This is a genomic window from Nocardiopsis sp. NPDC007018, assembly GCF_040635075.1.
Classification (GTDB): domain Bacteria; phylum Actinomycetota; class Actinomycetes; order Streptosporangiales; family Streptosporangiaceae; genus Nocardiopsis.
Genome location: NZ_JBEYHA010000005.1, coordinates 75,838 through 101,163, shown reverse-complemented (window position 1 = coordinate 101,163; position 25,326 = coordinate 75,838). Strand labels below are relative to the sequence as shown.

Genomic DNA, 25,326 nt, shown 5'->3' with positions numbered 1-25,326 from the left:
CACCGGAGGACGGCCGGGCCGGGTGTCCCGGTCCTCAACGCCCGGCCCGGCCGTCCTCCGCGGGTTCGGGGAGCTCGGCGAGGTCGCTGACCGCGGCCAGCACCCGGGTGACGCTGTCGTCGCGCACCCGGCGGGCGGCCTCGGCCGTGCCGGACAGGTCCCGGACCTCGGATGAGGGCACGGACATCAGTGAGGCCTCGGCCCGCAGCGCCGCGTAGGCGTCCATGGCGTCGAGTGCCTCCTGGCACTGTTCCCACTCGCGGTGGGCCAGGACCGACTCCTCCACCAGGCGCCCGTACTCGACGATCTGGTCGACCCGGTCCCGTACGTGCTCCCGCGCGGCGACGAGGTGGGCGCGCTGGTGGCGCAGGACGTCGAGCACCCGGGGGGAGGAAGCCTGTTGCCAGCGCCGGAGGAACCCCCGCCGCAGTTCGCGCTGGCGGGTCAGCAGGGACGCGATCCGCCACTCCTCTTCCCTCAGGACCGCGAGCCCGCGGGCGGTGTCCAGGGTGTCGGAGGAGCCCAATTCGACCCGGGCGTCGGTCACCTGGTCGATGGTCCGTTGCACCGCCACGAGCAGTTCGTGGTCGGCGGCGCTGACGTCCTCCGGCGTCACCAGGCGGTCACGGTGGTCCTCGTCGTCCGGGTCGTCGCGGGAGGTGAGCGTGTCGGCGGTGACCATGCCGACCAGGAGGGCGAACAGCAGCCAGGGGACGCCGCCGGGCGGGTCCTGCGGGAGCAGGTCGAACAGCCACAGCGGTGCGGTCGCGAAGGTGCCCGCGCCGACGACGCCTCCGGCGGCGCGCACCACGGGGTCGGTGTTCCTGCGTACGAGGAGTGCGCCGACGTAGGCGACCAGCCCGATGCTGGCGATCACCATACCCAGGTACCACCCGGCGGTGAGCAGGGCCAGGACGAGGGTGAAGGCGACCCCGAACAGCTGGACGCCGCCCTCGCGCAGGCGCAGGGCCCGGCTGGTGGGGGCTCCGTTGTCGCGTGTGCGCCGGGGCTCCTGGCCGGCGGCCTGGCGGTACAGCTCCTCGCGTACGTCGTCGGGGAGGGCGGTGTCGATGACGGGGCGCGGCCGGATGACGTCCTCACTCATGGGCGGTCCCTCGTGAGTGTCGGTCGGGGTGCGGGGAGGGCGGGGTGCGGGGAGGGCGGGGTCGGGCGGGGCGGGTCCGAAGGTCCGGGGTACTCTCCTAGATCCCCATCCTCGTCGCGCCCGAACCCGACTTCCCCGTACCCTTCGTCCCCCGTTGTCCGTCCCTGCCCCGGCCGGGCGCCGCTGAGCTGCTCCGGTTCCCCAGCTACCGCTCGCGGCCGCTTGCGGACACCAGGGGGTCGCCAGCGGGTTTCTCACGGGTGGGGTTGGTGTCGAGCCAGCGCAGGAGCCCCTCGGAGACCAGGTCCACGCTGATCCGGCCGGACCTGCCGTCGAGGTCGCGGAAGAGGCACTCGCCGTTGCGGAGGTTGCGCAGCACCGCCATGTGGTCCTCGTTGACGTCCACGCCGAGCAGCGCCATCACGTCGGACACCTCGTGGGCCTCGCTGGACCGGAAGGCGAACACCGACGACAGGCAGTTGGTGACCTGTTCGTTGAGCATGTCGCCCGCGTTCTGGGACACCAGGATGAGCGCGGTGTTGCGGGACCGCCCCATGCGGGACACCTCGGGGACGAGCTTGGCGCCTTCGGGGGTGGAGGTGACCGCCCACGCCTCGTCGAGGAAGATCGCCTTGGGCAGACGCCGGTCCAGGCCGTTCATCAGGCGGCGGGCGAACTGGGAGACGAGGTAGAGCAGGGCGACCGACAGGCGCTGCTCGTAGGAGTAGTCGTCCCGGTTGACACCGGAGTCGGGCAGGGTGAGCCCGCCCAAGGTGAAGACGGTGGTCCACCCCTCCGTGTCGATGCGCGCCTCGCCCTGGGGGTCGAAGCACAGCGACGCCAGCCGCATCTCGGCCATCGAGCCGAGCACCGCGCCCAGGTTGCGGGAGGCGGCGTCCTCGGCGGAGACGAGGTGGTCGACCACCTTGGCCAGGGACGGCTGGGGCTGGTTGGCGACGGTGGCGACCGCCTGGATCATCGCGGACTCGCGCTCCTCGCTCATGCGCGGCAGCAGCAGGCGCAGGGTCTCGGTGGCCATGGTCTTCTTGGCGGCGAGGTCGTCCCCGAAGGCGAAGGGGTCGAGCAGGCCGGGCTGGGCCGATCCGAGCGACATGACGCGGGCCTTGCGGCCGCGGTGCTTGAGCAGTTCCACGAGGGATTCCGCGTCGCCCTTGGGGTCGATGGCGGCGACGGTGACCCCGCGCAGGGCCAGCTGGTAGATCATCAGCAGGGCCAGGGTGGTCTTGCCTCCGCCGGGCTCACCGGTGATGGCGATGGCGGTGGGGCGGTTGCGGGCCGCGGCGACCATGGGGTCGAAGTGCACGATGGAGCGGGCCCGCCCGGTGGTCTCCCCGACGTAGGGCCCGACCCAGCCGCCGCCCTGGTGGTCGGCGCGGTCGCCGACCTCCACGGTCGCGGTGGGCATGCCGCCCGCGATGGTGCGCAGGGGCTGGCGCTGGGCGTAGGCGTTCAGGCGGATGCGGTCGCCGGGCAGCGATTCGTTGAAGAGGGAGAACTGGTCACCGGTGGAGTTGATGACGTCGATGCCGATGTCGCGGTAGTGCTCCACGACCGCCTCGACGTGCTGGCCGAGGAGGCGCTCGGTGGGCGCCGAGACCATGAGCCGGTGCCATCCGTAGACGAACGGCAGGCGTTCCTTGGTGATGCCGTGTTCCAGCATGCGGGCCGCGTCGATCTGTTCGGCGAGCGCGATGGGCGCCTCCACTCCCGCCTCGCGGATGTGGGCGTCCATATCGCGGGCGTGCGCGAGCTTGCGGCCGACGTCCTTGGAGGCCTTCGCGGGCGGGATGAGCTTCATCCGCAGGGAGATCTCGACGGGGAAGGGGAGCGCGTCGGCGTGGTGCAGCCACGGTTCGCCGTCGGGGAAGGGCATGAGGTCGGGGAAGCGGGCGAACGACAGGAACGCCACATGGGTGGAGCCGGCGGGTTGTTCGAGGCGCAGCGTGGAGCGGCCGTTGTGAACGACCCCGTCCACGAGCTGTTCGATCTCGCCCCGGCCCCAGGTGCGGCGGCCGGTGGCGGAGGGGCGGATCTCCTCGGCGGTGCCGCTGACCGCGTGCCGGATGAGCCAGGCGATCTCGTCGGAGGTCGCGTGCCGGGCGTGCAAGGAGCTGGCGGCCAGGGCGCGGCCGAGGCGCTCGGACTGGTCGGTCCAGCGCGCGAGCTCGCGGTCGTCGATGGCGTCGTCGTTGATCCCCAGTGCCTGTTCGGTGCGCTGGTAGGCCCCGATGAACTGGGAGAACAGGCCCAGGCCCGCTCCGGCGTTGCGCAGCCCGATGCGCACGCCGAGGTAGACCTCCTTGGTCCAGAAGTCCTTGGCCCACACGTGCCGGTACATCTCTTCGAGGTAGTCGTACCAGCCGGGTCCGGCGTCGGCGGTCTCGTCGAGGCGGGTCGCCCACTGGGCGGCCGGGTAGGTGCGGTGGGCGACGCGCAGGTGGACCTCGGCGTCGTTCATGCGGATGGCGGCGAGGGCGATGGTGATGTTGGTGGCCAGCGCCTGGCGTTCCTCGGGGGTCGTGAACTCGTAGGACACCGTGGGGAGCCGGAAGTAGGCCCAGGCCTCGTTGTCGCTGAAGAGCACGCGGTCGTCGAAGTAGCGAACCGCGAGGCGGGTCGCGCCCCGGGTGCCCCTGGTACCGGTCATCTGCTAGCCCTTCCTCATGACGGCGCTGACGGTTCCGCCCCGTAGCCATCACCCATAGTGCTGCATCGGGCCGGGGGGTGAGAAGCCGAGCGGTCGGTGTGCCAGAAACCGGTGGGCGCCGTCCGGTCGGGGACGCGGACGCGGCCCGGCGCTCGCGGGCGCCGGGCCGCGTCACTCTCCGTCGTCATCCTCGGAGGTCAGTCGCCGTGTCGGCTAGCAGGCGGTGTCGAGGGTGTCCTGGAGGGCGGTCTCCTCGGTGGAGGTGATCGTGAGGTCGTAGACGTACTTCACGTTGATCCAGGACTTCGCGTAGTCGCAGTGGACGGCCCGGTTGGTGGGCATCCACTCGGACGGGTCCTTGTCGCCCTTGGCGCTGTTGCTGGAGGGGGTGGCCAGCCACAGCTGGGAGCTGGTGACGTCGTTGGCGAAGTCGGCGCGCCTGCTGGTGGACCAGTCGGCGGCGCCGGTCTTCCAGGCCTCGCTGAGCGGGACCAGGTGGTCGACGCTGATGTCGCCGGGCACGTCGTACACCCACTCGTCGTCGAAGGCGCTCCACCAGCTGCCCGAGGTGGGCTGGCAGCGCGCGTCGGTGACGACGTCGTGGCCGTCGCGTTGGAGCACCACCTGGCGGGCGGTGCAGGGGCTGTCGACGACGTTCCAGTGCGGGAACAGGCTGCGGTCGTAGCCGCTCTGGGGGCCCTTGGGTGCGACGGTGAGGGAGTTCAGCTGGGTCTGGGCCGCCGCGTCTCCGGGGATGTTCGGGGGCAGGGTGTGGTCGGCGGCGGCGGGTGCGGCCCAGGCCAGGACCATGGCCACGGCGGCGGCCGAGACGGTCGCCGCGGTGCGTGCGAGCACACGGGGGAAGGGGGGCACTGTGTTTCTCCTCTTGAGCGGGTCGAGGGAATCCGGACCCCACTACTGTGCGGTAACGAATGTCCGTACGCCAGCCCCCACACGAGAATTCCGCGTGAATCGGAGGCCACCCGCCAATAACGACCGGAGGGCGGGGGTGTTTCGTTGCACCGACCACTGCGCCAGATGCACGTGAAATAGATCACATGGAATCGGTGGATCGGCGGACCCCGGATTAGACGGTTCGGTTCCCACCACCGTGAACTGCGACGACGAGGCTCCCTCGGCCGGCGATACGGCCTGCGAGCACCGGGCGTCATGGTGCAGGTGAGCGCGGAGAAAGGGGTTGACCCCGGGGGCGGGGGCGAATGCGCGGAGCCCGCCCGCTTTCGTTTGGGCCCATGAGAAGAACAGTGGTACCCGAACGGCCAACGCCCAAACACCCGGGGAATGACATGATCACGATCGTGAAATGCTGGTTTGTTAGATTCACATGTCGTACGAGGGACCCCGAGCCGAGAGGAGCACCCCCGCCGAGGGGAGCGCCATGACTCTGCAAATGGAACTTCCGACAGCGGACGACTACCCCACCCGCAAGGCGCCCGAACCCGCGCTGCTCTACCGCCGTGACCCCGTCGTCTGGCCCGGTGCCGCCGACGGCCCCTTCACCGACGACGAACTCGACGGCTACAACGCCCGCGGGTACACGCGGGTCGCATCGCTCGTCACCCCGGTGGAGGTCGAGTCCTACCGTGCCGAGCTGAAACGGCTCAGCTCCGACCCCGCGCTGAGGGCCGACGAACGCGTCGTCGTCGAGCCCGACTCCGACCAGGTGCGCTCGGTCTTCGAGGTGCACAGACTGAGTCGGATCTTCCACGACCTCGTGTACGACCGACGCCTCGTCGACCGGGCCCGCCAGATCCTTGGCTCGGACGTGTACGTGCACCAGAGCCGCGTCAACTACAAACCGGGGTTCGGCGGCGGGTCCTTCTACTGGCACTCGGACTTCGAGACCTGGCACGCCGAGGACGGCATGCCCCGCATGCGCGCGGTCAGCTTCTCCGTCGCCCTCACCGACAACTACACGCACAACGGCGCGCTGATGATCATGCCCGGGTCGCATCGCACCTTCGTCTCCTGCGTGGGACGGACCCCGGACGACCACCACCGCTCCTCCCTGAAGAGCCAGCACGTGGGCACGCCGGACCAGGCCTCGCTCAACCTGTTGGCGGACCGGCACGGCATCGACGTGCTCACCGGGTCCGCGGGCGACGTGACGGTGTTCGACTCCAACTGCATGCACGGCTCGGGCGGCAACATCACGCCCTACCCGCGCTCCAACGTGTTCGTCGTGTTCAACAGTGTGGACAACGCGTGCGCGAAGCCGTTCAGCGCGAACCGGGCCCGCCCCGAGTTCCTCGCCGCGCGGGAGACGGCCCCCGTCCGGCTCTGACGGCGGCCGGAGCGGACGCCGGAGCCCGACCGGAAGCACCGTGGCCCGCACCCGATCCCGGGTGCGGGCCACGTGCGCGGACCGGCTCAGGCGCCGGCGGGTGCGAGGGAGTTGACCAGGACCCCGCCCAGGGCGCCGTGGGCCCGCTTGGTGGCCGGACGCAGTGCCCCGACGTCGATCTTCGTGTACGAAGAGCCCAGGTGGTCGTCCCAGGGGATGCGCACGATCGCGCGGCAGCGGCCGCGCGCCACCCGCTCGGCGGCGTCCACGTCCTGGAGGCTGCGCTTGCTGACCCCGTTGACCACCAGGGTCGAGTGGGCCCGCAGGTTCGCGTACCCGTTGCCGTCCAACCACTCGAAGGTCATCGACACCGCGCGCTCGGCGTCCGCGCTGGCCGGGGCCACCAGGACCAGCCCGTCCGCGACCGGGAGGGCCCGGGCCACGCCGGTGGCCGCCGGGTCCAACAGGGTCACGCCGTAGAACCCGCCGAGCAGCCCGGTGAGCTGACCGTAGTCGCGGTCGTCCAGGGTCTGCACGTAGGGGTCGTCGAGGGTCTGTACGACCTCCAGGCCGGTCCCGGCTCGTCCCGCGTAGGCGCGCATGCGCTCGTACTCGTCCACGGCGTCGGCGTTGGCCAGCAGCGCGGTGAGCGTCTCCGGCGCCTGCGCACCGACCCTGCGGGACAGCCCGTTGGGGCCGGGGTTGACGTCGACCGCCACCACCCGGTCGTCGCGGTGCGCGGCGAGGGTGTGGCCGATCATCAGCGCGGTGACCGTCTGGCCCGCACCGCCGGTGCATCCGAGGACGACCAGGGAGCGGGGTTCGGGCAGTGGGGTGCGCAGTCGCTCGATGTCGCTGGCGGGCAGGTCGGAGCGGACCGGTGCGGCACCGCCCGTGACGACCTTGGCCAGGCGGCGCCAGCCGCGGGTGCCTCCCGAGTGACCCGCGGTCCCGGTGTCGGGTTCCTCGGCCTCCGGGACCGGTTCGGGAGCGGGCCGCTGTGAGGGGTTGGGGGTGTCTCCCAGGCGTGCCTGTTCGCCGGTGCCGTGGTCCAGCTCGAGGTCGGGACGGGCCGCGTCGCCGGGCTCGGGGCGCGCGGGCGGCTCCGGTTCCTCCCCCGGTACGGGCTGGCCGAAGAGCTGGCCGATCCGGCGGGCGTTCTGCGCGACCCGGTGGAAGACACCATCGTGGGGGTCGTGGTCGGTGTCGGTGGCGGTGCCCTCCGGCTCCGGAACCGGGGAGGCGTTCCCCCGGGGTTCTGCGTCGGTGTCGGTCCTGCGGGGTTCCGTGTCGGTGGCGGTGCCCTCCGGCTCCGGTCCGATCGCTTCGGGGCCGGTCCGGGAGCGGCGGGCGCGCAGGGCGGCCGCCTCCGCCTCGGCCAGTGCGGTTTCGGTGGGCCGTGCGGCGGCCTCCTCAGGCGCGGGCCGGTCGGCGGGCGGAACGGAGTCGCGTGCCGTGGAGTGGAGCTCCGTCGCACCGGGGTCCTCGCGCACCTCCACGAAGCTCACGAGTTCGCCGGTGCCGTGGTCCAGCTGGTTCGGCGGTTTGACGGGGTCGGGACGTCCGACCTCGGGGGCCGCCGTCTGTTCCGGCTCCGGAAGGGCCTCGGCCCCGGGTCCCGGTCGTTCCCGGGTGTCCGAGGCGCCGTCCTCCCGGCCCCGCACGGGCTCCGGCGCCACCTGGTCGGCGGATGGAGCGGCCCCGGTCCCGGAGGTGGCGGTCGGACCGGTGACCCGGTCCTGTTCGGAACCCGCGTCCCCGTGGTCCGCCACCGGTTCGGTGGGGGCGGCGGGCGGAGCGTCCTCGGCCACGGCGGTCCGGCCGACGGCCGCCTCGACTGGCAAGGCCGTAGCGGCCCCGTCGTCTCCGGTGGCGGAGCCCTCCCCCGGAGTCTCCTCGACGCGCTCGGCGCGGTCCTCGGCCGAACCGGTGTCCCTCTGCCCTTCGGCGGACTCGGCCTCCCGGCGGCGGGCCTCGGCGGCGGCGCGGCGCTCCTCCCGGAGCTCGCTGACCACGATCACCGGGTTGTCGCGGTCCCCCACCTTGGGCTGGTCGGGGTGGCGGCGCTTGCCGTCGTCGAACCAGTCGGCCGGGTCGCGCCGGTCGCCGTCGCGCTCCCTGTCGGGCACCGCGTCCGCGAACTTGGGCCGGGGCGGGGCCGGGGTGTCGGCCTTGATGAGGTGCCGGTCGAGCACGGACATGTGCTCGTTCCACGCCGTGCCGTGCTCGGTGGCCATGGCCTCGTGCTCGCCGGTGCCGTGGTCCAGCTGCAACGGCGGCTTGGTCGTGTCCTCGGAGTCCGGGCGTCCGAGGTCGTGGGTGGCGTGGGAGACCTGGGGCCCGGCCTCGGTGCGACCGATCGGCTCCGGCTCCGGCTCCGGCTCCGGTGAGACCCTCGGGCCCCTGCCGGCCTCCGCGTCCCCGGCGTCCTCCTGTCCCTTTCCGGTTACCGGACCCTTCTCGTCGGCCGGGGCCGCGGCGGCCGGGGGCAGCCACGGGGCGGCCGACACGTCGCCGACCGCCGAGGGGCGGCCCGTGGCGGCGGCGTAGCGGGCCGCGTAGTCGGACAGATCCGGGTAGTCGGTGCCGCTCTCCCGCTCGGGTTCCAGGGCCCACGGGGTCGCGTGCGGGCGGCCCTGACGACGGGGCTGGGGCCGTTCCTCGCCGGTATCGGGCAGCGCGGCGCCCCGGGCCCGCCCGGTTCGCGCGGCGGGCGTCTCCCGGACGCGTTCCCGGACCGGTTCCCCGTCCGTCCCGGCCGTGTGCTCGCGGCGGTCGGCGAGGTCTCTGGCCACCCGGATGCCCTGCGTACGGCCCCGCAGCCGCCGGGCGGCCGGGGACTCCTGGTCCTCGTGCGCGCCCATGATCTCCTCGGCACGGCGCCTGGACCGGTCGGGCTCGCGCCGGCCGGCCGCGTCGGCCAGCTCGGCGCTGGACATCGCGCCGGTCTCGCTTTCGGCGTAGGCGCTCTTGGAGGTGAGGCCGAGGGGGGTCTCACCGGAGGAGGCGCGCAGTCGGGCGAACCACTCGTCGCGGTCGCGCTGCTCGTCCTCCTCGGTGACGTGGAGGGGCTCGTCGAAACCGTCCCCCCCGGGTGCGGCCGGTGCCCGCTCCACGGAGTGCGGTTCGTGTTCCCGCGCCTGGTGGGACAGTCCGAAACCGAAGTAGTTGAGGACACGGCGGCCGACCCCACGGCGGGCGCCCTCAGGTGCGTCGTCCGCCAGCGCCCGGTGGTCCGCCACGTCGTGGTGGTCCGGTGTGTGGTGGTCCTCGGCCACGACGTCGTCCGCCGTGATCGGAGCTGCGGAGGCGCCCACGGTGACGGCGACCCGTCGCGCGGGGGCGGGCTCCACGGGGTCGTCGGGCACGGTCTCGACCTCGGGCTGGCGCACGGGCACGCCTCGCAGCGGCGGGGCGGCCTCGGGAGCGGCACGGCGGCCGCTCCGGGCGGTGACCTCCTCCTCTTCGACCGCGGTCGCCTTCTGCGCCTCGACGGCCTCCTCGGCCCGGGCCAGGCGGGTTCCGCGGGGCAGCGGCAGCGGCCCGGCCTCGGGGTCCCGGTGCCACACGCGTACCGTGACCCTGATCTCGGCGGGCTCGTACTCGGGTGCGAGCCGAGTGAACACGCGGGCCTCGGTGAGGAACCGGGCCTGCGAGATGAGCAGCTCGGTGAGGCGCTTGCCCTCGATCACCGGCCGGGTCGCCAGCACGGTGATCACTCCCGGCGGGACGACCCAGAGCACCAGGTGCCAGCCGTTGCCGAAGGCGAACGGGGCGTTGAGGATGCTGAGCAGCACCACCCACAGCGCGAACACGCCCAGGGCGACCCCGAAGGTCCCCACCGGGAGCGGCATGGGCAGCCGGAAATCGTAGAGCTTGTACAGCCGCTTCTCGATACGCCAGATGTTGGTGTACGTGGGCAGATCCACGTTTTCCGGCCTCCCTCGCCTATTCCGTCGATACGCCCATCGCTCGGGCGAGCGCCACCGCGATGACCTCGATGATGCCGGGCACGTAGAACACGATGCCGATGAAGATCGCCAGGATGATGAACTGCATGAAGCGGGTGATCTCCCTGGTGAACAGGAAGAAGATCGCCACGATGGACACGATGACGAGGAACAGCGGCCCGAAGAAGCCGCGCAGGAAGTCCGCGAGGCCGCCGGTGTCGGGGGCGTTCTGTGCGGGGGTGGCCTCGACCGCGAGGGAGATCGGGTCCACGGCGCCGAGGGCCGTCATGGTGTCGGCCGTGGCGGACAACAGGGGGAGCATGTCAGGCGCCTTCCTCCGCTGTCGTTACTGGTGTGCGCATGTTCGTCTCGTCTCCTTGCCTACTGGCCCCGTCGTCCGTCAGTCGCCGAACGAGTGCGGGGCGCCCTGGATGTCACGCACGTACCACTCGTTTCCGGTGTTCACGACCGTGACCAGGTAGTTCTGCACCAGCTGTCCGGTTTCGCCCGCACCGTCTCCGGCGTCGGTGGAAGGGAGGTTCCAGACCACGGTGGTCGCCACCTGTCGTACGTCATCATCCCCGGTCGAGGACTTGGATGGCACCGGCATGAAGGACAGTTCGCCGAATTCCACGCTGTTCGCCGGAAGTGGGGTGATGGTGGCACCCGGTTCCACGAATCGGTCGAGGAGTTCGGCGTCGTCCGAGTAGGCCTTGAAGAAGTTGGGGAGCTCCTTCTCCAGCTGTTCGGCGGCCCGGGGGTCGGTGTCGTAGGAGGGGACCGCGGGCAGCTCCGCCTGGCGCGGGGCGCCCAGGAGCGCCGGCAGCCCGGAGAGCACCAGCGAGGCGCCGTCGCTGTAGACCGGCACCTCCAGTCTCATGGCCTCGTCGTTGACGTCCGCGCGGACCGCGACGACGGCGTTGTGCTCGTCGCGCACGTCCACGGAGGTGACCGTCAGGTTCTCTCCGGAGAGGCTGTCCGCGGGGAGGTTGAGGTCGCCGACCCGGCCCTCGGGGACGAAGGCCGCCAGCGTGTCGAGGCGCGCCTCGGGGTCGGAGGTGTCGAGGTAGGTCTCGGCGAACCGGAGCGCGAAGGCGGCGGCGGGGGCCTCGGGGAAGTCGACGCTCTCGTTCACCTCGGGTTCGGCGCCGGTACCAGGCAGAGAGAAACCGTTGCGGATGGGGAACCAGATGCCGTTGAAGACGACGACGATGATGAACGCCCACAGGAGAACGCGGCCGACGCCGACCCACCAGCGCCCGCCCGCTCCGGCCCGAGGCTTCCGGGGGCGCGGTGCGTCGGGTTCCCGCTCGGCGTCGTCCTCCGGGTCACGCACCGCGGTGTCGCGCCGCGCCGTCTTGGCCATCCCCGCCTCCTGGTCCCGCACACAGTGACGCGTCGGCCGTTGCGCCGACGCCTGGTCTCCCGCACGTCGTCGCCGACGCCTTCCGCCATGCCCTTGTCTACCCCATCCCTATAGTGAGGCATTGTGCGGGTTGGGAGCGGCCAGGACGGGTCCGCGTTTCCCGTCCGGACCACATTGCCCTGGGTGAGAGAACCCCGCAAAAGGTGCAGAGCGCTGCAATTCACCATCGAACCCTCAGCATGGATGCGCACGTCAGAGCATTTCTGGCCAGTCCGTAAAGGGATTGGTCACCGGTTGGTGAGCAAGATGTGTCCTGAGTGGCCAGGAAACCGTTGACCGGATGTAACCAGCGCCACTCGGACCCCGCCCGCCCCGCCTCCGGCGACCGAGGCCCCCGGGGCGGCCCGCGCCCCCGGTGTCTAGGATGGCGCGATGATCCCACACGCTTCCCTCGCGCGGGTCGCGCTGCTGTTCTTCGGCCTGCTCTCCCTGGCACACCTGGTCATCCAGGTCCTGGGCCCCCAGGCGTGGTCCCGCCCCACCCAGGTCCTGCTGATGCCCGCGCTGGCACTGGTGCTGGTCACGGCGGCCCGGCGACCGCGCGGCCGCCTGCTCGGGCTGGCCTTGCTCGCGCTGGGCTTCTCCTGGCTCGGCGACTCCGCGCCGGGCCTGGCGACGGGAGACACCGCGTTCCTGCTGATGGTGGGCTTCTTCCTGGTGGCCCAGGTGGTGTTCGTGGTCGCGTTCTGGCCCCACCGGGCGGAGAGCGTCCTGCGGCGGCGGCGCCTCCTCCTCGTCCCCTACGTGGCCTATGTGGCCGCCCTGGTCTGGATCTGCGCGCCCCACACCGGCGGCCTGTTGGTTCCCGTTCTGCTCTACGGGCTGTTGCTGGGCCTGATGGCGGTCCTGGCCACCGGCATGGGCCCGTGGGTCGCGGCGGGCGGGGCGCTCTTCCTGGTCTCGGACTCGTTGATCGCCCTGAACGCCTTCGCGCCCGGCCTGGAGCTGCCGCAGCGCGACCTCCTGGTGATGAGCACCTACATCGCGGCCCAGACCCTGATCGTCCTGGGCCTGCTCCGCCGCCAGAGGGAAGCGCCGGACCGGGAGCCCGCGCGGAGCCGGTGACGCTGCCGATCCCCCACGCCGACACCAGGGCGAATCCCCACTCCCCCCAGCCCCCGGGCCTCGGCCATCGCGGCCGAGAGGGGCCTCTGCCCCTCGGAGACGACGAAGGGCGGGCCGGCAAACCCCGGCCCGCCCTCGCGCGCGTGCGGATCAGACGTTGAAGCGGAACTCCACTGCGTGCCCGTCCCGGCTCTCGACATCATCGACACATGACTGGATCAGGTCCAAATCCTCCCGTTGGCCCTCTGCGACCCGTCCGCTCCAACGGAGTCCATCAGCACTCGCTGCGGCGAAGAGGTTGAAGCCTGGTCCCTGACCGCCGTGACCAACGAGTGTCACCGGCTCGCCTTTGCTCATGATCCCGAGGCCGTATCCGGCATGGGGTGACAGTGGGTGCCGGGCCGGAGCGTTGACCGGGACCGATTGCATCATCAAGTGGGGAATATCGTCGCCAAGTTCGCCGCGCATGACCGCCGCGATTCCCCGGGCCGCTTCGTCAGGCTCAGCAGCGAACGTACCTGTGAATACCCATCCCGGATCGTAAGCACGAAGCTCTTCCCCGATTGACTCGTGCGTGCAGGCGCGCCAGTCGCCACGGGACGCGAAGGGGAAGGCCACAACACCGAGCGGCTGGAGTACTCGACGGGAGATTGCGGTGAAGAAGTCTGCGGATTCGTCGTACTCAAGAGCAAGTCGCAGCAGGGAGAAACCGATATTGGAGTACCGGAACCGGCCAGCACGATCAACGACTGCGCCTGCGATAACACGGTCGATCTCCCACGCATCTTCACGCGCTTCTACTGCTACGCGGTAATCCGCCCACCCGAAGTAGTCGTTGAGGCCCGAGGTGTGGCTCAGCAGGGCACGCACAGTCACCGGGCGAAGGGACTCCGGCAAAGCGGGAACCAGCTCACCAAGCTGCCCATCGACATCGAAGGAGCGAAGCACCGCGACAGCCGTGTAAGCCTTGGCAATGCTGTAGACCGGAACAACGCTCACTTCTTTCCACCAGAGGTTAGTCCGCTACGGAACTCCACCACGTCGCCGTCGGCCATCACGTAGTCCTTGCCCTCCATGCGGACCTTGCCCGCGGCCCGGGCGGACTGCATGTCGCCGGCCGCGACCAGGTCGTCGAAGGACACGACCTCGGCCTTGATGAAGCCGCGCTGGAAGTCCGTGTGGATGACCCCGGCGGCCTCGGGGGCGGTGTCGCCCCGCTTGATCGTCCAGGCGCGGGCCTCCTTGGGCCCGGCGGTCAGGTACGTCTGGAGGCCGAGGGTGGCGAAACCGACCCGGGCCAGCTGGGCCAGGCCGGACTCGGTCTGGCCGAGGGACTCCAGCAGCTCCTGGGCCTCGTCGTCCTCCAGCTCGGCCAGCTCCGCCTCGATCTTGGCGTCGAGGAAGATGGCCTCGGCCGGGGCGACCAGGTCCTGGAGCTTGCCGCGCAGGGCCTGGTCGGCGAGCTCGTCGCTGTCGAGGTTGAAGACGTAGATGAACGGCTTCACGGTGAGCAGGCTCAGCTCACGCAGCCGGTCCAGGTCGACGTCCTCGGCCTGGGAGAGCGAGACGCCGCCGTCGAGGACCTCCTGGGCCGCCCGGGCGGCCTTGAGCAGCTCCTGGCAGTCCTTGTCCTTGGCGTTGCGCTTGGCGTCCTTCTCCAGGCGCGGGATCGCCTTCTCCAGGGTCTGGAGGTCGGCGAGGATCAGCTCGGTGTTGATGGTCTCGATGTCGCGCGACGGCTCGACGTCGCCGTCGACGTGGGTGACGTCGGCGTCCTCGAAGGCCCGGATGACCTGGCAGATCGCGTCGCTCTCGCGGATGTTGGCGAGGAACTTGTTACCGAGGCCCTCACCGGTGGAGGCTCCGCGCACGATGCCCGCGATGTCGACGAAGTCCACCGTGGCGGGCAGGATCTTCGCCGAGCCGAAGATCTCAGCCAGCTTCGCGAGCCGGGCATCGGGCACGCCCACGACTCCGACATTGGGCTCGATGGTGGCGAACGGGTAGTTCGCCGCCAGAGCGTCGTTCTTGGTCAGGGCGTTGAAGAGGGTGGACTTGCCAACGTTGGGCAGGCCGACGATCCCGATAGACAGACTCACAAGGTCAGAGTCTATGCGGAGCGGCGGGTGGGCCGTCCCGCACCGCGAAGACCAATCACCGAAACGGAGTGCGCCGACGCGGACACGGAGAGTAGGTTCGGGGTGCGGCCGGGCACCACGAGCAGGGATCGAGCCGACAGGACACCGGCGAGCACCCCCGGCAGCAGTCACCGAGGCTCCGTTTCTCTTGGGGGAAGTCACCGTGGTCCAGGACCAGCTGCGCGCACTCGTACACCGGTACCCGCTCGTGCGCTTCGCCACGCGGCAGCTCCGCGTGCGCCTGCCCAGAAGTCTCGGCGGCCTGGACCCGGCCCGGGTTCCGCCGCGCAACCGGCGGTTCACCCTGGCCCTGCCCCGGCCCGAGGACGACCGGCGCCCGGTCGGGCCGGACACGATCACCCTCCAGCTGTCCGGAGACCTCACGGTCCCCCGCCGCCTGGCCGCCTCGGGGCTGGCCCGGCACGAACCCGACAGCCTGGCCAGCTTCATGGCCATCCTCGACCACACCCGTCCCGGCGCGGTCCTCGACGTCGGCGCGGGGGTGGGCGTGTACTCGATGCTCGCGGCCGCGCGCTCGCGCCGCCCGGTCTTCGCGTTCGAGCCCACCCCCGAACTGGCCGCCGCCGCGCGGTCCGTCTCCTCCTCCGGCGACCTCGGATTCGGCGTGGTCGACCTGGCCCTGAGCAACCACAACGGCAGCGGGCACCTGCGCCGCGCCCTGCACAACGACATGTGCAACCGGCTGGTGCCCACGGCGCGCCTGGGACTGTCGCACATCACCGTGCGCACGTCGACGCTGTCCCGCTGGAACGAGTCGGCGGCGACCTTCCCCACCGTGGTGAAGATCGACACGTCCGGGACCGAACCGGACGTGGTCGCCGGGGGGCTGGAGGTGCTGCGCCGCTTCCGGCCCTGGGTGATGGCCAAGGTGCGCCCGGACCGAGGGGTGGAGGAGCGGCTGATGGCGCTCCTGGACCCGCTGGAGTACCTGTGGTTCCCGATCAGCGGCGACCCGCCCTACGAGGCACGGGAGGAGATCTGCGGGCGGTCCTCCCCCGCGTGGGAGCGGATGTGGATGTTCGCCCCGGAGGAGCCCCCGAGCGGGTTCTGGGACTCGGTCTCGGTGTGGCGCGCGGCCCTGCGCGCGTGCCGAGGAGCCCCGTCCGAGCCCTGACGCCGCGTCCGTCAGACCCAGCCGTCGAGGGCATCCAGCAGGCCGGGGAGGTCGTCGCGGTGGAGGTCGTGCCCGGCGCCCTCGACGGTGCGGACGGTGAACCCGCGTTCGGCCAGGATGCGGGCGCCTTCGGCGCCGATCGGCGAGCCCACCCCCGCGACCACCGCGAGGGAGGGCACCTCGGCGGTCTTGGGGAAGTTGTCCACACCGGCGACGTGGTCGATCACCCATGTGTGGAAGTCGGGGTCGGTGGCGGCGAAGCCGTCCAGCGCGATGCGCACGTCCTGGTCGCTCCACCGGGGGTGGAGTTCGCGCACCCGCTCGGCGGTGGCCGTGGCCAGCACCGTCCGCAGCCGGTGCCCGGCCCCCTCGGGCTGGGGCGGGACGCGAAACGCCGGGTCGAGGTAGACGGCCCGAGCCGGGCGCAGGTGGTCCAGTGCCAGGGACAGTGCGAGACAGCCCAGGGAGTGGCCCAGGACCAGGTCGGCCCCGGCAGGGAGGGTGTCGACGAGGTCCTGGCGCAGGGCCTCGACGGTGTACGCGCCCCGCGGGCTGGCTCCGTGTCCCCGCAGGTCGGCTCCGAGCACCCGGTAGCCGCGACGCAGGAGTTCCTCCTCGACGGCGTGCCAGGTCCGGTGGAGGGAGGTGCCGCCGTGTACGAGGAGGGCGAGCCGTTCCCCGGTCCCGCTGGTGTGGGTGGCCAGGCGCATGGGGTGACCTTTCTCGGAGCGCCGCGCGACGCGCGGATTCCACGAGTGTCGCGACCCCGCCGTCACGGGGGTTCCAGAAAGCGTCGGCGCTGGCTTCGGCCGCGGGCAACCCCCGCCGGTGGCCGGTTCCGGTCAGGGACCGGCGCGGACTCCCTGGCGCTCCACCGCCCCCGCGACTCCGGGCGGCGTCCTGCGCGTTGGCGGGCGCGCGGCCCCCTCGGGTTGAGAGCATGGCGCCATGGACGCCCTCGCTCTCGTACTCGTTCTCGTCATCGGCCTGGCCCTCGGTGCCGCCGTGGGCTGGCTGCTCGCGCGCGGCCGCGACGCGGAGTCCCGGGCGGACGCCCGTGCGGCGGAGGAGCGCGCGGCCTATGTGGAGGAACAGCTCGCGGACCGGTTCCGCGCGTTGTCCGCGCAGGCGTTGGACCAGACCAACCAGCGTTTCCTCGAACTCGCCGAGGGGAGGCTGCGGGCGGTGAGCGCGCAGGCCGGGGGCGACCTGGACGAGCGCCGCCGGGCGGTGGAGCGGATGGTGGAACCGTTGACGGCGACCCTGAACCGGGTGGAGGCGCAGCTGCGGGAGGTCGACGCCGGGCGGGCCGCCGCGCACGCGGAGCTCGCCAAGCAGGTCGAGTCGGTGCGCGAGGGGTCGGACCGGTTGCGGGACCAGACCCGGTCCCTGGTGACGGCGCTGCGCAGGCCCGAGGCACGCGGCCGGTGGGGGGAGCTCCAGCTGCGGCGGGTGGCCGAGCTGGCCGGGATGTCCGCGTACTGCGACTTCGAGGAACAGGCGGTGGCCGGGGCCCAGCGGCCGGACATGGTGGTGCGGCTGGCGGGCGGCAAGAACATCGTGGTGGATTCCAAGGTTCCGCTGGCCGCCTACCTGGACGCGGTGGAGGCGGGCGAGGGGCGGGAGTCCGGGGAGAGGTTGCGCGCGCACGCCCGGCACGTGCGCACGCACGTGGACCAGCTGGCGGCGAAGTCCTACTGGGCGGCGTTCACCCCGGCCCCGGAGTTCGTGGTGCTGTTCATCCCGGGAGAGGCCTTCCTGGCTCCGGCCCTGGAGCACGATCCCGGGCTGTTGGAGTACGCGATGGGGCGGCGGGTGCACATCGCGACGCCGACCACGCTGATCTCCCTCCTGCGGACCGCGCAGTACGCCTGGCAGCAGGAGGCGCTGAGCGAGAACGCGCGCGAGGTGTTCGACCTGGGCAAGCAGCTGTACGCCCGGCTGTCGACGCTGGGCGGGCACGTGGAGGGGCTGGGGCGGGCGCTGAACCGCACGGTGGGTGCCTACAACCAGACGGTGGGGTCGTTGGAGAGCAGGGTGCTGGTGACCGCTCGGCGGTTCGGCGAGCTGGGCCTGGTCGACGGTGACCTGGAGCGGCTCGCCGGGGTGGAGGAGCGGCCGCGTACGGTGGCGGCACCGGAGCTCGCCGAGGCGACCGCCGGTAGCGCCGAATTCGGCGGTATTCGGCAAGGTGGAAACGGCAACAGCGGTTCGACCCAAACCAACCCAGGAGGCGTCATGCACGGAGAGTGACGAACCGGTCATGTCTCTGGAACCACCCAGAACCAGGCGGGGAGATCTCGGCGTCCAAGGGGTGGAAGCCGCGATCACCCCGGAACGGGCAACTGGCCGAAATGACGACACGATCCCAGGAAAGACCCCCGAATCTTCACGAGAAGTGACACACTAAACACCGTGAGTAACAAACTGGGGAGGCGCACGACCATGCCCCCGCGCAAGTCGGACGGTCCGGAGCCCGGACAAGCCCCGTACTTCGTGCGGTCCAACGGTCGCGGCCGGGAGGCGAAGGGCGAGGCCAGGGCCCCGCGCAGCCACCCGGGCCCGAACAGGACGGCACACAGTCACCCGAAGGCCACCGCCGCCTGGCGCCCGCCACGGCTCACGGGCCGGGGCGGGGTGCTGCTCATCGTCGTGTTCAGCTTCGCCGGGACGATGATCGCCCACCTGACCTCGACCCCCGCCGCACCAGGGCTCGCCTTCACCCTCGCCTGCCTGGTCACGGCGGCCCTGGTCCGCCCCGGCGACCTGCTCTCTCTGTCGGTGAGCCCGCCCATCGCCTACTTCGTCGCCGTCGTCGCGGCCGAGAGCGTGCTGGCCCTGGGCAACGAGGGGTTCGCCCGGGTCCTCATCCTCGGCCTGGCCTCCCGCCTGGCCGAGGTCGCCCCGTGGCTGTTCCTCGGCACCGCGCTGGTGCTCGTGGTCGCGGTCTTCCGCGGCCTGCCCGGCAACCTGCGCGACCTCGGCGACGAACTCAACGGCCGCAGGTAGACCCCGCGCCCCCGAACCCGGGACCCCGGGCTCCGGCCGGTCTCAGAAGGGGGCGTCGTCGTCCCCCGGCTCGTCGGCGCGCCGCTCGTCCACGGCGGCGGCCAGCTTGGCGCGGGCGCCCTCCAGCCAGTGCTCGCACACGCGCGCCAGCCTCTCGCCGCGCTCCCACAGCTCCAGGGACTCCTGGAGGGTGAGGCCGCCCGACTCCAGTCTGCGGACGACGTTGTTCAGCTCCTCCCGGCTCTCCTCGTAGCTCAGTTCCGGGGCCTCGCCCTGGTCGGTCATGCCTGCTCCCCCTCGGTGGTGGCTGCTGTGTCGTCTGCGGCGGGCGCCGCCCTCCTCTTACGGCCGCGCGCTCCCGCCGCGGCCGGTGCGCTCCTCCCCGCCGCCGGTGCCTCTCCCGAGGCCTCCCCCTCGGTGTCCAGGGCGTCGACGGTGGCGCGCAGGCCGTCCTCGGCGAACCGCACCCTCAGGGTCTCCCCCACCGCCGGTTCGGCCGCGGAGCGGACCACGGAGCCGTCCTCGCGCTGCACGATCGCGTAGCCGCGCGCCAGCGTGGTGGCCGGGGAGAGCGCGTGCAGCCGGGCCTCGGTGTGGACCAGGGTGTCGGCGGCCCGGTCGAGCGACGCCGTCAGGCTCCGGCGGGCGCGGTCGCGCAGCTCCAGCACCTGCTCGGTGAGGCGTTCGGTCTCCCGGACCGGGTCGGCCAGGACCGGGCGGGAGCGCACGCTCGCCAGCCAGGCCAGCTCGCGGTCGACACCACCCCGGATCACCCTGCGGGCCCGGTCGCGGAGCTGGCGGATGATCTCCAGCTGCTCCCCCACGTCCGGCACGGTGCGCTTGGCGGCGTCGGTGGGGGTGGAGGCGCGCACGTCCGCCACGTGGTCGAGCAGGGGCGCGTCCTGCTCGTGGCCGATCGCGCTGACCACGGGGGTGGCCGCGGCGGCCACCGCGCGGACCATCGCCTCGTCGGAGAAGGGCAGCAGGTCCTCCATGGAGCCGCCGCCCCGGGCGATGACGATGACGTCGACCTCGGGGCGGGTGTCCAGGTCGTGCAGGGCCTCGATCACCTCACGGGTGGCGCGGTCGCCCTGGACCGCCACCTGGCGCACCTCGAAGCGCACGGCGGGCCAGCGGCGGCGGCTGTTCTCCAGCACGTCGCGCTCGGCGGCCGAGTCGCGGCCGCAGATCAGGCCCACGGTGGTGGGCAGGAAGGGCAGCGGTCGCTTGCGGGCCGGGTCGAACACGCCCTCGGCGGTCAGGGTCCGGCGCAGTTGTTCGAGCCGGGCCAGGAGTTCGCCGATCCCCACGTGCCGGATCTCCCGTGCGCGCAGCGAGAAGGTGCCCTTGAGCTGGTAGAAGTCGGGTTTGGCGTGGATGACCACCCGGTCGCCCGGACCCGGGGAGGGTTCCTGGCGGCGCAGCACGGAGGTCTCGCAGAGCACCCGGATGGAGGCGTTGGCGACCGGGTCGCGCAGCGTCATGTAGACCATGCGGCCGCGCGCGTTGAGTTCGGCGATCTGCCCTTCGACCCAGATGGCTCCCAGCCGGTCGATCCAGCCGCCGACCGCCTGGAGTACGGTCCTGACCGGCTGCGGTGACTCCGCCGAACTCTCCATGCCCATGGTCACCGAGCCTAGGCCAGGGCGCGGACAGTTCGGTGAAGGAGGGGCCGCGCGGCCCCGGAGACGGCACGGCCCGGGGCGGGGGGCCGTGGGAGCGTCTCCGGGGCGGGCACGGGGGCGGCGGTCCCGTGGGGGTCGGCCGGGGGCACGCGCGGGCTCAGGCCTCGGACTCCAGCTTGGCGATGCGGTTGTCGTACATCTTGATGAACTCGGGGCGGCCCTGGTGGGCGACCTCGTAGGCGCGCAGGTCGCGGACCTGCTCGATGGTGAGCTTGCGCAGACGGGCCCGGATGGACGGCAGGGTGAGCTCGTCGTAGGTGGGCACGGCGAGGTCCTCGGCGGCGGGGGCGGCCTCCTTGCGGACCCGCTCCAGGACGTCGTCGCTGGCGACCGTGGTGTGGGCCTCGGCGACCTCGATCTCCTCCGCCAGGGCGGTGCCGTCCTCGGGGACGTCGGCGGTGGCGGGGACGGAGGGTTCGTCCCGGGGCTCCTCGACGAGCGGAGCGCCCTCGGCCGCGGTCTCCTTCGGGGCCTCGGCGGGCTGGTCGCCCTCGGGCGCCTCCGGGGTCCCGGCGGGCTCGTCCTCGGCCTTGTCGGCGGCGTCGGCCGTGTCCGCGCTGTCAGCGGAGGGCTTCACCTCGGACACGGTCTCGGCGGTGACCTCGGCGGGCGCCTCGGCCCGCTCCGTCTGCTCCGCGCCCTCGGTGGCGGGGGTCTCGTCCTTGGGGTCCTGCACGGTCGTGACGACCGGGTCCTTGCGCCCGAAGATGCCCCTGACGAGGGTGGTCAGCTTCGTGACGATGGTCGGGTTCGACATAGGACGGGGGCTCCTGATGCTCTCGGCGTTGGGCCGGCGGCGCGCGTCCAGCGAACAAGGCAAGGCCGAGTTGAGGGCGAACCGCCTCATAACAGATGCGATGGTGAACCAGGATAGAGGAGGGAGTAACAGCTTGAGCGGGCGGGAAGTGAACGATTTCGCCACTTCGGCGCCTGAAGGGGCGGGTTCGACCCCCCGACGTCACCTGCCTGCGGCGCCTCCCCCGACCACCCGTACCGGTGCCCTTCGCCACACCCGGACCCACGGCCCCGGATCACACCTAGGATGTGTCCCATGAGTGCGACGACGACTGCCACGAACCAACGCCGCGTGCTTCTCGCCAACCCCCGGGGGTACTGCGCCGGAGTCGACCGGGCGGTCATCACGGTCGAGAAGGCACTGGAACAGTATGGCGCCCCGATCTACGTGCGCAAACAGATCGTGCACAACACGCACGTCGTGCGCACCCTCGAGGAGCGCGGCGCGATCTTCGTCGAGGAGACCGAGGAGGTGCCCGAGGGCGCCATCGTGGTCTTCTCCGCCCATGGCGTCTCCCCGGCCGTCCACGAGCAGGCCCACCGCCGCCAGCTCAAGACGATCGACGCGACCTGCCCCCTCGTCACCAAGGTGCACAAGGAGGCCCAGCGCTTCGCCGCCGAGGACCGCGACATCATCCTCATCGGCCACATCGGCCACGAGGAGGTCGAGGGCACCAGTGGTGAGGCCCCGGACCACATCCAGATCGTGGAGAGCCCCGACGAGGTGCACAAGGTCGAGGTCCGCGACCCGGACAACGTGTCCTGGCTGTCCCAGACCACCCTCTCGGTGGACGAGACCAACCAGACCGTCGACGCGCTCCGCGAGCGGTTCCCGAACCTGCTCGACCCGCCCAGCGACGACATCTGCTACGCCACCTCCAACCGCCAGGACGCCGTCAAGGCGATGGCGCCCGAGTGCGAGCTCGTCATCGTGGTGGGCTCGGACAACTCCTCGAACTCCGTGCGCCTGGTCGAGGTGGCCCTGGACGCCGGGGCGAACGCCTCGTACCTGATCGACAACGCCACCCTCATGGACGACGCCTGGCTCGAGGGCGTCACCACCGTGGGCGTGACCAGCGGCGCCTCGGTGCCCGACATCCTGGTCCGTGAGCTGCTCGACAAGCTGGCCGGGCACGGTTTCGGCTCGGTGAGCCCCGTGACGACCGCTGACGAGACCCTGACCTTCTCGCTCCCCAAGGAGCTGCGCCGGGACCTGCGCGCCGAGTAGTCGCGCCGTCCCCGACGACGCGGGCCCCGCCGAACCCGAGCTGGTTCGGCGGGGCCCTTCGTGTCGGGGCCGTCACGCGCCCCAAGAGGGCGGTCGCACGCCCTAGGAGTCCGTGTCCCCGGTGTCCGTCCCGGCCTCGTCATCGACCGCGTCGGTGTCCTCTGGCTCCGGGACCGGGAAGGTCTCCAGGTGCTCGGCGAGCTCGGCGAACTCGTCGACCCCGGCGCTGCCCGCGATGACCACGGTCCGGCCCTCCTCGCGCAGCACGAGCGCGCCCCAGTCGTCGGACTCCAGGTGCTCCCACTCCCGGTCTCCCGCCATGACGGTGCCCACGGGTTCGGCGTCCCGGACACCGTCGCGCACCACGGTGTCCGGGTCGGCGTCGCTCTGGGTGAGCCTGGCGTGGCTGTCCTTGGGGGTGGCGAACCCCACGGTCCACTCGACCGGACCGGTCAGGTCCAGGGAGGAACTGGTGGGGGTCCAGCCCTCGGGCAGGGTCTCGTCGGGGGCGGTCACCGGATACTCGGCGCTGCTCCTGAGCACCTCGATGTCCGGGCGGAACTGTACTTCGGGGATGTGTTCGCCCGATCGCGTGGAGACCACGAACGCCATCACCAGGATGATCGCGAGGACCACCCCGAGGGAGATGGCGTAGTTCTTGAAGGTGGCGTTGGCCCGGCTGTATGAACTCATGACAGAACCAGCTTGCCGCAGGTCCCGGGCCGCTTCGACCTGGGGTGCGCTTAGACGGTGTGCGCGGGTGCCCGACCCGGCCCGGAGCCCCCGGGGCTGGGCCCCGGGGCTCCCTCGCACCGCTCAGTCCCGCTGGCGGTGGCGGGGTTCGAGTTCGGTGAGCAGACCGGTGATCGCGTCGGCGAGCCGGTGCGCGTCGGTGTCGTCACGGCGCACGACCTCGGCGACGGCGAGCAGCATGGAACCGCTCACCACGATCAGCAGCGCCTCGTCCACGGGCTCGTCCGCCTTGCGGAACAGGGCCACGTTGCGGTCGGTCCACTGGGTGAGCCGGGACCGCAGCTGATGGTCGAACCCGGGCGGGCCGTCGCCGCTGAAGAACAGCCGGGCGGTGTCGCGCTCCTCGATACAGCCGAGCAGGTAGGCGTGCGCGGCGATGTTCATCAGCCGTGTGGGATCGCTCTCACCTTCGGAGCGCGCGTCGCGGACCGCCTGGTGGGTGCGCTCCTGCTGGCGCTGCTGGAACTCCTCGTACAGGGCGACGTACAGGTCGGCCTTGCCGGTGAAGTGATGGTAGAGGCTGCCCACGCTGGCGCCGGCGACCGAGACGACCTCGCTCACCCCGGCCTTCGCGAAACCCACCGTGCGGAACACCTGGGCCGCCGCCTGTAGCAGGGCACTGCGGGTGGCCGCGCCGCGCGGGGAGACCCGCGCGGGCTTGTCCGTCTTGTCCACTGTCACGCCCTCACTCCTGTCCGGTCCCCGCGTCCTGGGAGACCACGGGGGCTCCCCGCCGCCTCGGGGCGGCGGGTTCGACGCGACCGGCGCGCCTGACGACCGCCCTCCCGGCAGCCGGGACCGCCACACCGTGGCCGATCCGGTACAGGTGCACGATGTTACGGGCCGCGTCGCGCCCCGTGATACCCGACCACCCGCACCCGCAACGCGCGGCCGGGATAAACGGAGGTCACGTCGGGTGACTACCCTAAGAGGGAACCCCACCCTGTTTCCCGACGGAAGGTGTCACGTCCATGTCGCAGTCCAGTAGCCCGTCCGCGCAGCACTCGGCGCCCGACCGTAACCTCGCGCTGGAGCTGGTCCGCGTCACCGAGACCGCCGCGCTGGCGGCAGCCCGTTGGGTCGGCAAGGGCGACAAGCTCGGCGCCGACGGCGCCGCGGTGCGGGGTATGCGCCACATGATCAGCACCGTGTCGATGAACGGCACCGTGGTGATCGGCGAGGGCGAGAAGGACAACGCGCCCATGCTCTACAACGGTGAGCGCGTCGGCGACGGCGGCGGCACCGACTGGGACGTCGCGGTCGACCCGATCGACGGCACCACCCTGACCGCCATGGGCATGCCCAACGCCATCGCGGTGATCGCGATGAGCCCGCGCAACACCATGTTCGACCCCTCGGCCGTGTTCTACATGGAGAAGCTGGCGACCGGCCCGGAGGCGGCGGAGGTGGTGGACATCGCCGCCTCTCCCGCCGAGAACATCCGGGCCGTGGCCCGCGCGAAGGGCAAGTCGCCCCAGGACGTGACCGTCGTCATCCTGGACCGTCCGCGCCACAAGCAGCTGGTGCAGGACGTGCGCGACGCGGGCGCCCGGATCAAGTTCATCAGCGACGGCGACGTCGCCGGGGCGATCATGGCGGCGCGCCGGGGTACCGGTGTCGACCTGATGCTGGGGATCGGCGGCACGCCCGAGGGCATCATCACCGCGTGCGCCATGAAGTGTCTGGGCGGCGTCATCCAGGGCCGCCTGTGGCCCAAGGACGACCAGGAGCGCCAGAAGGCTCTCGAGGCCGGGCACGACCTGGACCGCGTGCTGTACACCGACGACCTCGTCTCCTCGGACGACGTGTTCTTCGCCGCGACGGGGATCACCGACGGCGAGCTGGTGGGCGGGGTCCGGTACGAGTCGACCGGTGTGACCACCGACTCGCTGGTGATGCGCGGCCGCAGCGGCACCGTCCGCCAGGTCCGCAGCGAGCACCGGTTGAGCAAGCTGTCCGCGTACAGCGGCGTGGACCTCACCTCCGCCCCGGAGTAGACCCCGCGCGCCGGCGGCGCACCGTCCTCACGGGCGGTGCGCCGCCGGTGTTCTCTTGTGGTTGCCG

The 25,326-nt window shown here is 71.8% G+C and carries 21 protein-coding genes; 7 read left to right on the top strand and 14 right to left on the bottom strand.

What is annotated here, in order from left to right; genetic code table 11:
• Positions 1–34: 34 nt before the first annotated feature.
• From ABZ635_RS04165 to ABZ635_RS04155, 3 genes are all read right to left on the bottom strand, one after another.
• On the bottom strand, positions 35–1,105 hold the full coding sequence (locus ABZ635_RS04165) for a hypothetical protein (RefSeq protein WP_357758607.1): 1,071 nt from the start codon (positions 1,103–1,105) through the stop codon (positions 35–37).
• 205 nt (positions 1,106–1,310) lie between these two features.
• Positions 1,311–3,773 (bottom strand): ATP-binding protein, encoded by a 2,463-nt coding sequence (locus tag ABZ635_RS04160; protein WP_357758604.1) that lies wholly within the window; start codon positions 3,771–3,773, stop codon positions 1,311–1,313.
• A gap of 213 nt (positions 3,774–3,986) precedes the next feature.
• Complete coding sequence (locus tag ABZ635_RS04155; protein ID WP_357758601.1) at positions 3,987–4,646, bottom strand: DUF1524 domain-containing protein; 660 nt, start codon at positions 4,644–4,646, stop codon at positions 3,987–3,989.
• Between the two features lie 526 nt (positions 4,647–5,172).
• Here ABZ635_RS04155 and thpD point away from each other — a divergent pair.
• The gene (gene thpD / locus ABZ635_RS04150; RefSeq protein ID WP_357758598.1) at positions 5,173–6,078 is read left to right on the top strand and encodes an ectoine hydroxylase; all 906 of its coding nucleotides are present in this window, start codon (positions 5,173–5,175) and stop codon (positions 6,076–6,078) included.
• An 86-nt stretch (positions 6,079–6,164) separates the two neighbouring features.
• Here thpD and ABZ635_RS04145 read toward each other — a convergent pair whose 3' ends face one another.
• The 3 genes from ABZ635_RS04145 to ABZ635_RS04135 all read right to left on the bottom strand — a co-directional run bounded on the left by ABZ635_RS04145 (position 6,165) and on the right by ABZ635_RS04135 (position 11,394).
• A complete protein-coding gene (locus tag ABZ635_RS04145) occupies positions 6,165–10,007 on the bottom strand; it encodes a TcpE family conjugal transfer membrane protein (RefSeq protein WP_357758595.1) in 3,843 nt (1,280 codons plus the stop codon).
• A gap of 19 nt (positions 10,008–10,026) precedes the next feature.
• Positions 10,027–10,350, bottom strand: coding sequence for a hypothetical protein (locus tag ABZ635_RS04140; protein WP_357758593.1), 324 nt, complete (start codon positions 10,348–10,350; stop codon positions 10,027–10,029).
• A 78-nt stretch (positions 10,351–10,428) separates the two neighbouring features.
• A complete protein-coding gene (locus ABZ635_RS04135) occupies positions 10,429–11,394 on the bottom strand; it encodes a conjugal transfer protein (RefSeq protein ID WP_357758590.1) in 966 nt (321 codons plus the stop codon).
• Between the two features lie 432 nt (positions 11,395–11,826).
• Here ABZ635_RS04135 and ABZ635_RS04130 point away from each other — a divergent pair, with 432 nt between their 5' ends.
• On the top strand, positions 11,827–12,519 hold the full coding sequence (locus tag ABZ635_RS04130) for a lysoplasmalogenase family protein (protein ID WP_357758587.1): 693 nt from the start codon (positions 11,827–11,829) through the stop codon (positions 12,517–12,519).
• Between the two features lie 150 nt (positions 12,520–12,669).
• On the opposite strand, the gene ABZ635_RS04125 is transcribed toward ABZ635_RS04130, so the two are convergent.
• Together ABZ635_RS04125 and ychF are read right to left on the bottom strand one after the other, a co-directional pair.
• Positions 12,670–13,518 carry a serine hydrolase domain-containing protein gene (locus ABZ635_RS04125; protein WP_357758585.1) on the bottom strand — a complete coding sequence of 283 codons (849 nt, stop codon included), beginning with the start codon at positions 13,516–13,518 and terminating at the stop codon, positions 12,670–12,672.
• Positions 13,515–14,618, bottom strand: coding sequence for a redox-regulated ATPase YchF (gene ychF / locus ABZ635_RS04120; protein ID WP_357758582.1), 1,104 nt, complete (start codon positions 14,616–14,618; stop codon positions 13,515–13,517). Before ychF ends, ABZ635_RS04125 begins: the two co-directional genes overlap by 4 nt.
• A gap of 202 nt (positions 14,619–14,820) precedes the next feature.
• Here ychF and ABZ635_RS04115 point away from each other — a divergent pair, with 202 nt between their 5' ends.
• The gene (locus tag ABZ635_RS04115; protein WP_357758580.1) at positions 14,821–15,792 is read left to right on the top strand and encodes an FkbM family methyltransferase; all 972 of its coding nucleotides are present in this window, start codon (positions 14,821–14,823) and stop codon (positions 15,790–15,792) included.
• A gap of 11 nt (positions 15,793–15,803) precedes the next feature.
• Here the strand turns inward: ABZ635_RS04115 and ABZ635_RS04110 are convergent, their stop codons facing one another.
• The gene (locus ABZ635_RS04110; protein ID WP_357758577.1) at positions 15,804–16,502 is read right to left on the bottom strand and encodes an alpha/beta fold hydrolase; all 699 of its coding nucleotides are present in this window, start codon (positions 16,500–16,502) and stop codon (positions 15,804–15,806) included.
• Between the two features lie 238 nt (positions 16,503–16,740).
• On the opposite strand from ABZ635_RS04110, the gene ABZ635_RS04105 reads away from it, so the two are divergent.
• Positions 16,741–18,045 (top strand): DNA recombination protein RmuC, encoded by a 1,305-nt coding sequence (locus tag ABZ635_RS04105; RefSeq protein ID WP_357758574.1) that lies wholly within the window; start codon positions 16,741–16,743, stop codon positions 18,043–18,045.
• Positions 18,046–18,237: 192 nt separating this feature from the next.
• Positions 18,238–18,801, top strand: a complete 564-nt coding sequence (locus ABZ635_RS04100; RefSeq protein ID WP_357758769.1) for a DUF6542 domain-containing protein — start codon at positions 18,238–18,240, stop codon at positions 18,799–18,801.
• 42 nt (positions 18,802–18,843) lie between these two features.
• On the opposite strand, the gene ABZ635_RS04095 is transcribed toward ABZ635_RS04100, so the two are convergent.
• The 3 genes from ABZ635_RS04095 to ABZ635_RS04085 form a co-directional block, all read right to left on the bottom strand.
• Positions 18,844–19,086 (bottom strand): exodeoxyribonuclease VII small subunit, encoded by a 243-nt coding sequence (locus ABZ635_RS04095; RefSeq protein ID WP_357758572.1) that lies wholly within the window; start codon positions 19,084–19,086, stop codon positions 18,844–18,846.
• Positions 19,083–20,426: an exodeoxyribonuclease VII large subunit gene (gene xseA / locus ABZ635_RS04090; protein ID WP_357758569.1), complete on the bottom strand. Its 1,344-nt coding sequence runs from the start codon at positions 20,424–20,426 to the stop codon at positions 19,083–19,085. The genes ABZ635_RS04095 and xseA overlap by 4 nt, the downstream gene beginning before the upstream one ends.
• A 157-nt stretch (positions 20,427–20,583) precedes the next feature.
• Positions 20,584–21,243, bottom strand: a complete 660-nt coding sequence (locus ABZ635_RS04085) for a hypothetical protein (RefSeq protein WP_357758566.1) — start codon at positions 21,241–21,243, stop codon at positions 20,584–20,586.
• Positions 21,244–21,537: 294 nt separating this feature from the next.
• Between ABZ635_RS04085 and ABZ635_RS04080 the strand changes: the two genes are divergently transcribed.
• The gene (locus tag ABZ635_RS04080) at positions 21,538–22,509 is read left to right on the top strand and encodes a 4-hydroxy-3-methylbut-2-enyl diphosphate reductase (RefSeq protein WP_357758563.1); all 972 of its coding nucleotides are present in this window, start codon (positions 21,538–21,540) and stop codon (positions 22,507–22,509) included.
• Between the two features lie 102 nt (positions 22,510–22,611).
• On the opposite strand, the gene ABZ635_RS04075 is transcribed toward ABZ635_RS04080, so the two are convergent.
• Both ABZ635_RS04075 and ABZ635_RS04070 read right to left on the bottom strand, forming a co-directional pair.
• Positions 22,612–23,202, bottom strand: a complete 591-nt coding sequence (locus ABZ635_RS04075) for a DUF4245 domain-containing protein (protein ID WP_357758560.1) — start codon at positions 23,200–23,202, stop codon at positions 22,612–22,614.
• A 123-nt stretch (positions 23,203–23,325) separates the two neighbouring features.
• The gene (locus ABZ635_RS04070) at positions 23,326–23,937 is read right to left on the bottom strand and encodes a TetR/AcrR family transcriptional regulator (protein WP_357758766.1); all 612 of its coding nucleotides are present in this window, start codon (positions 23,935–23,937) and stop codon (positions 23,326–23,328) included.
• 296 nt (positions 23,938–24,233) lie between these two features.
• On the opposite strand from ABZ635_RS04070, the gene glpX reads away from it, so the two are divergent.
• Entirely contained in the window at positions 24,234–25,259 is a 1,026-nt protein-coding gene (gene glpX / locus ABZ635_RS04065) for a class II fructose-bisphosphatase (RefSeq protein WP_357758557.1), read from the top strand.
• Positions 25,260–25,326 lie beyond the last annotated feature (67 nt).

Coding starts and splice junctions, on each gene's coding strand:
- ABZ635_RS04100 (WP_357758769.1), top strand. CDS start 18,238: ATGCCCCCGCGCAAGTCGGACGGTCCGGAGCCCGGACAAGCCCCGTAC.
- ABZ635_RS04165 (WP_357758607.1), bottom strand. CDS start 1,105: ATGAGTGAGGACGTCATCCGGCCGCGCCCCGTCATCGACACCGCCCTC.
- ABZ635_RS04160 (WP_357758604.1), bottom strand. CDS start 3,773: ATGACCGGTACCAGGGGCACCCGGGGCGCGACCCGCCTCGCGGTTCGC.
- thpD (WP_357758598.1), top strand. CDS start 5,173: ATGACTCTGCAAATGGAACTTCCGACAGCGGACGACTACCCCACCCGC.
- ABZ635_RS04095 (WP_357758572.1), bottom strand. CDS start 19,086: ATGACCGACCAGGGCGAGGCCCCGGAACTGAGCTACGAGGAGAGCCGG.
- ABZ635_RS04135 (WP_357758590.1), bottom strand. CDS start 11,394: ATGGCCAAGACGGCGCGGCGCGACACCGCGGTGCGTGACCCGGAGGAC.
- ABZ635_RS04130 (WP_357758587.1), top strand. CDS start 11,827: ATGATCCCACACGCTTCCCTCGCGCGGGTCGCGCTGCTGTTCTTCGGC.
- glpX (WP_357758557.1), top strand. CDS start 24,234: ATGTCGCAGTCCAGTAGCCCGTCCGCGCAGCACTCGGCGCCCGACCGT.
- ABZ635_RS04080 (WP_357758563.1), top strand. CDS start 21,538: ATGAGTGCGACGACGACTGCCACGAACCAACGCCGCGTGCTTCTCGCC.
- ABZ635_RS04140 (WP_357758593.1), bottom strand. CDS start 10,350: ATGCTCCCCCTGTTGTCCGCCACGGCCGACACCATGACGGCCCTCGGC.
- ABZ635_RS04075 (WP_357758560.1), bottom strand. CDS start 23,202: ATGAGTTCATACAGCCGGGCCAACGCCACCTTCAAGAACTACGCCATC.
- ABZ635_RS04085 (WP_357758566.1), bottom strand. CDS start 21,243: ATGTCGAACCCGACCATCGTCACGAAGCTGACCACCCTCGTCAGGGGC.
- xseA (WP_357758569.1), bottom strand. CDS start 20,426: ATGGGCATGGAGAGTTCGGCGGAGTCACCGCAGCCGGTCAGGACCGTA.
- ABZ635_RS04110 (WP_357758577.1), bottom strand. CDS start 16,502: ATGCGCCTGGCCACCCACACCAGCGGGACCGGGGAACGGCTCGCCCTC.
- ABZ635_RS04105 (WP_357758574.1), top strand. CDS start 16,741: ATGGACGCCCTCGCTCTCGTACTCGTTCTCGTCATCGGCCTGGCCCTC.